The 4,474-nt window shown below is 75.4% G+C and carries 6 protein-coding genes and 1 pseudogene; 6 read left to right on the top strand and 1 reads right to left on the bottom strand.

What is annotated here, in order from left to right; all coding sequences use genetic code 11:
• From ABZU52_RS31925 to ABZU52_RS31945, 5 genes and pseudogenes are all read left to right on the top strand, one after another.
• A pseudogene (locus ABZU52_RS31925) lies at positions 1 to 285 on the top strand (L-seryl-tRNA(Sec) selenium transferase); the annotation flags it as partial.
• A gap of 2 nt (positions 286 to 287) precedes the next feature.
• Positions 288 to 2,072 carry a selenocysteine-specific translation elongation factor gene (gene selB / locus ABZU52_RS31930; RefSeq protein ID WP_354974637.1) on the top strand — a complete coding sequence of 595 codons (1,785 nt, stop codon included), beginning with the start codon at positions 288 to 290 and terminating at the stop codon, positions 2,070 to 2,072.
• 55 nt (positions 2,073 to 2,127) lie between these two features.
• Complete coding sequence (locus ABZU52_RS31935; RefSeq protein WP_354974638.1) at positions 2,128 to 2,877, top strand: hypothetical protein; 750 nt, start codon at positions 2,128 to 2,130, stop codon at positions 2,875 to 2,877.
• A gap of 58 nt (positions 2,878 to 2,935) precedes the next feature.
• On the top strand, positions 2,936 to 3,133 hold the full coding sequence (locus tag ABZU52_RS31940; RefSeq protein WP_354974639.1) for a hypothetical protein: 198 nt from the start codon (positions 2,936 to 2,938) through the stop codon (positions 3,131 to 3,133).
• A gap of 100 nt (positions 3,134 to 3,233) precedes the next feature.
• Complete coding sequence (locus ABZU52_RS31945) at positions 3,234 to 3,419, top strand: hypothetical protein (protein ID WP_354974642.1); 186 nt, start codon at positions 3,234 to 3,236, stop codon at positions 3,417 to 3,419.
• Positions 3,420 to 3,424: 5 nt separating this feature from the next.
• Here the strand turns inward: ABZU52_RS31945 and ABZU52_RS31950 are convergent, their stop codons facing one another.
• Positions 3,425 to 4,075, bottom strand: coding sequence for a hypothetical protein (locus ABZU52_RS31950; protein WP_354974640.1), 651 nt, complete (start codon positions 4,073 to 4,075; stop codon positions 3,425 to 3,427).
• 135 nt (positions 4,076 to 4,210) lie between these two features.
• Between ABZU52_RS31950 and ABZU52_RS31955 the strand changes: the two genes are divergently transcribed.
• On the top strand, positions 4,211 to 4,414 hold the full coding sequence (locus tag ABZU52_RS31955) for a hypothetical protein (protein WP_354974641.1): 204 nt from the start codon (positions 4,211 to 4,213) through the stop codon (positions 4,412 to 4,414).
• The last annotated feature ends 60 nt before the right edge of the window (positions 4,415 to 4,474 follow it).

Here is a 4,474-nt window from a genome sequence, read left to right on the forward strand (position 1 = left end):
CGGGAACGGGTGGAGCGGCTGCGGGACCGGCTCGGCGTGGACGGCCGTAAGGCGGAGGTGGTGCCGGCCGTCGCGGTGGTCGGCGGTGGTGGCGCCCCCGGCGTGGAGTTGGACTCGTGGGCGCTGAGCCTGCCCGAGCGGTACGCGGCGCCGCTGCGCGTCGGAGACCCGCCGGTCCTCGGCCGGGTGGTGCGCGGCCGGCTCCTGCTCGATTTGCGCTGTGTGCCCGCCGACGCCGACGAGGCGGTCCGTGAGGCTGTGCTGCGCGTACCCGGGGACGACTGAGCGTGTTCGTCGTCGCGACCGCCGGGCACGTCGACCACGGCAAGTCGACACTGGTCCGGGCGTTGACCGGGATGGAACCCGACCGGTGGGCCGAGGAACGCCGCCGGGGGATGACCATCGACCTGGGCTTCGCCTGGACGACGCTGCCGTCCGGCGGCACCGTCGCCTTCGTCGACGTACCCGGGCATGAGCGGTTCGTGCCGAACATGCTCGCCGGGGTCGGCCCGGTCCCGGCGGCGCTGATCGTGGTGGCCGCCGACGAGGGCTGGATGCCGCAGTCCGCCGAGCACTTGGCCGCGCTCGACGCGCTCGGTGTCGGGTACGGCCTGCTGGCGGTGACTCGCGCGGACCTGGCCGACCCGGGGCCGGCGACGGCCCGCGCCCGCGCCGAGATCGCCGCGACCAGCCTCGGCGCGGTGCCGGCGGTGGCGGTCAGTGGCCTGACCGGCGCCGGCCTGCCGGAGCTGCGGGACGCCCTGGACCGGCTCGCCGCCCGACTGCCCGCGCCGGTGCTGGACGACCCGGTCCGGCTCTGGGTGGACCGCAGCTTCACGGTGCGGGGCAGCGGCACCGTCGTCACCGGCACCCTCGGCGCCGGCCGGCTGCGCGTGGGCGACGAGTTGGAGTTGGCCGGTGCCGACGAACCGGTCCGGGTCCGTGGCCTGCACTGCCTGGGCGAGGCCCGCCCGGAGGCGGCGGCGGTCGCCCGGGTGGCGGTCAACCTGCGCGGTACGCCCCGCGACCGGCTCGGCCGGGGCGACGTGTTGCTCACCCCAGGCCGGTTCCACCACACCGACCTGGTCGACGTCCGGCTCGCCGGCGACCCGGCCGCCGACCTGCCGGCAACCCTCACCCTGCACGTCGGGTCGGCGGCGGTGCCGGTACGGGTGCGCCCGCTCGGCCCGGACACCGTTCGGCTGCGGCTGACCCGCCCGCTGCCGTTGCTGGTGGGCGACCGGGCGCTGCTGCGCGACCCGGGCCGCCACCACGTCAGCGGCGGGGTGCGGGTGCTGGACGTGGCACCCCCACCGCTGGGTCGACGGGGTGCGGCCGCCGCCCGCGCCCAGGTCCTCGCCGAGTTGGACGGTCGACCCGACCTGGCCGGGGAGCTGCGCCGTCGCCGGCTGATCCGGGCCGGCGCGTTGATCCGGATGGGTGTGCCGGTGCACACCGAGCCGGGGCGTGGCGGGCCGGCGTACGCGCAGCCGGTGGCCGGTGACTGGCTGGCCGACCCGGCGTACTGGCGGCGGCTCGGCGAGCAGCTGATCGAGGAGGTCGCCCGGCACGCGCGGGAGCACCCGTTGGAGCCCGGGATGCCGGTGGACGCGCTGCGTCAGCGCCTCGCCCTGCCCGATCGGGTGCTGGTCGAGGCGCTGGTCCGGCCGCCGCTGCGGATCCACGCCGGTCGGGTCGGGGCGGCGGGCGCCGACGCGTTGCCCGAACCGGTGGCCCGGGCCGTGCAGCGGGTCCGCGCCGAGTACGGTGACCGGCCGTTCCGCGCCCCCGAGGCGGACCGCCTCGTCGACCTCGGTCTGGGCCCTCGGGAGATCGGCGCCGCGGTGCGGGCCGGCGCCCTGCTGCGGTTGGCCGACAACGTGGTGCTGCTGCCCGACGCGCTCGACGACGCGGTGCGGGTGTTGGCCGGTCTGCCGCAGCCGTTCACCCTCTCGGCGGCCCGGCAGGCGTTGGACACCACCCGCCGGGTGGCGGTGCCCCTGCTGGAGCTGCTGGACCGGCGGGGCGCGACCCGCCGGCTGCCCGACGACGCCCGGATCGTCGTCGGTTGAACGGCGCGCACCATCCGGGGCTGACAGGATTGCGCCGGGGTGCGACGGTGTGCTGATGGTTGAGGTGTCGCCGTCCCCGTCGCGGCCGTTCGGCGGCCGGTGGCGGGAAATCGTCCCGGTGGCGCTGCGCTGGGTGCTGCCGGTGCTCTGGGTGCTGTGGGCGTCTCTGGCCTGGTGGGTGGAGCCCCGCGAGTCGACGGAGGCCCAGCTCGACCGGGATGTCGCGACCGGACAGGTGGTGGCCTTCGAGCGGGCGTCCGGCTGGGCCGACGACGACGCGTACTGGGGGAGCCGGCCGCGTGCGCAGTACGCGGCGGGCGGCGGGTTGTTGGTCTGGACCGTGCCGAACGGTCAGACCCGGTACGCCTTCGGGGCGCCACCCGCCTCCGATTCGTACCTCGCCGAGCCGGACCTGTCGGCGGGCGCCGCAACGGGCGGGCGGGACGCGCGGCTCGCCGCCACTTCTGACACCAGGGGCACGGGCGGCGGCGTCGCACACCGGATCGGGAACGCCGCGTCGCTGCTCGCTGGCGTGCTGACCGTGCTGTGGCTGGGCCGGCTGATCGGCGGCGCGCCGCCGCTGGTGGGCACCAGGTGGTTCTGGTTCTGGGTGGGGCTGCTGCCGTTCGGGGTGGGTGTGCTGGCGTGGACCTACCGGGAGCTGTGGAGACCACCGCCGCTGCCGGTGCCCGGCCGGGGTTCGGGGTGGCGGGGCGTCGGCTGGCTGATTTTCGCCGGAGTCGGGATCAGCCTTGTGGTGTCCGTCGCCCGCATCGTGTTCGGAACGACTGTGGTGCCGGGCTGAGCCGGCGGTACTGACCCAACCGACCCCGAGGTCGGCGGTGGTCACCTACGGTGACGCCATGGACCCTTCGTCGGTCTGGCGGGACCGGCAGCACCAGTGGCGGATCGAGGCGTACCGCGCGCCGGATCTGCGGTTCGCCATCTACGCCACCAACGGCCCCACCGAGTCCGTGCCGCTGTGGCTGTTCGGGATGTCGGCGCTGGCCCGGTGGCTGATGACCCACTCCATCTCGCTGGACGACCTGGAGGCCGTCTGAGCGGGGGCCTCGCCGCGTCGAACGTTGATCATCACCCGGAAGGCTGACCAAGGGCGCAAATCGGTGCGAAGTGTGACGCCGTCCGCCTAGCGTGCGAGACGTGAAGGACCGAGGTTTGCGTACGTTTGTCGCGGTGCTGGCCGGCCTCGCGGTGATCTACTTCGGCAGCGCCGGCCGCAGCCCCGAGGAGGGCCGTGGCATCTCCGGCGGGCTGGTGGTCCTGGCGTTGCTCGCCGCGTTGCTGGTGTGGCACCTGACCCGTCCGGGGGACAAGACGGTCAAGTGAGCGCCTCAGCGGGCGGCGACGCGGGTGACCTCCCCGGCGGACTCCTCACCCAGCGCCACCCGCACCAGCGCTGAGGCGAGCCGGCCGAAGTCCGGTTCGTCGACGAGGCCGGCGAGCCGGTCCGGAGACCCGGGCAGGCCCAGCCGCTTCGCCCCGGCCAGGGCCCGACGGTCGGCGTACGGGCGCACGTCCGACCAGACCGTCTGCGCCTCGCGCAGGTAGATGTCCGCCCCGGTGGGGCCGATTCCGGGGAACTCGGTGAGCCGCCGCCGCAGCCCGGTGGGGTCGCCCTGCGCCTCCCGGTGCAGCCGTCGCAGGTCGCCGTGCCAGCGATCCAGGCACAGCCGGGCGCCGGTGCCGAGCATGGTGGCGGTCCGCTCGTCGTAGCGCCGGTAGTGGCCCCGGCCCAGCGCGTCGACGCGGTCCTGCCACCTGGCCGCCTCCATCGCCTGCGGGGTGCGGTAGCCGGCGGCGAACAGCTCCCGCGCGCCGTCCACCGCCACACATGCCCGGATCCGGGTGCTCAGCAGCGTGGTCAACACCAGCAGCTGGTAGAGCGGCCCGGGCCGGTCCGCGAGCCGGATGCCGGCCTCCTCGGCGTACGTGCGGCCACGCCGGTCGAGCAGGACCCGCACCACGCTGCGATCGTCACCCACGCCGACGGGTTACCCGATTCGGGAACCGCTAGCCGTCTCATCGGTGCCCCGGGTCGGAATGCCGCCGGGGCGGGCGGGTATGCCGGCTTTGGGAGGCGGTCCATGCCGCCTGCCGTACCCGGAAGGGAGACACCCGTGGTCAACCCGCAGCAGGAAGAGTTCCGGCGCAACGCCAGGGGCGCCACCAGCCAGGACAGCAAGGGGCCCACGCCGACCGGCCACCCGCTCAACCGGGGCACGTCGCGTGGCGACGAGGGTCGACCGGTGCCCAAGGGGCAGGTGTCGCCGTACGGCCCGGCCGGTGAGCCGGTGGCCGAGGACGACAGCGACACCCGCTGACCAGTTAGCGACCGCCACCTGGCGGTCGCCCCCAACCGGGGCACGGTGCGGCAGGCCGCA

The sequence above is a fragment of the Micromonospora sp. NPDC005220 genome, from assembly GCF_040607895.1.
Classification (GTDB): domain Bacteria; phylum Actinomycetota; class Actinomycetes; order Mycobacteriales; family Micromonosporaceae; genus Micromonospora.

Excerpts from the sequence above, each read along its gene's own strand:
- ABZU52_RS31935 (WP_354974638.1), top strand. The coding sequence starts at position 2,128 with ATGGTTGAGGTGTCGCCGTCCCCGTCGCGGCCGTTCGGCGGCCGGTGG.
- ABZU52_RS31940 (WP_354974639.1), top strand. The coding sequence starts at position 2,936 with ATGGACCCTTCGTCGGTCTGGCGGGACCGGCAGCACCAGTGGCGGATC.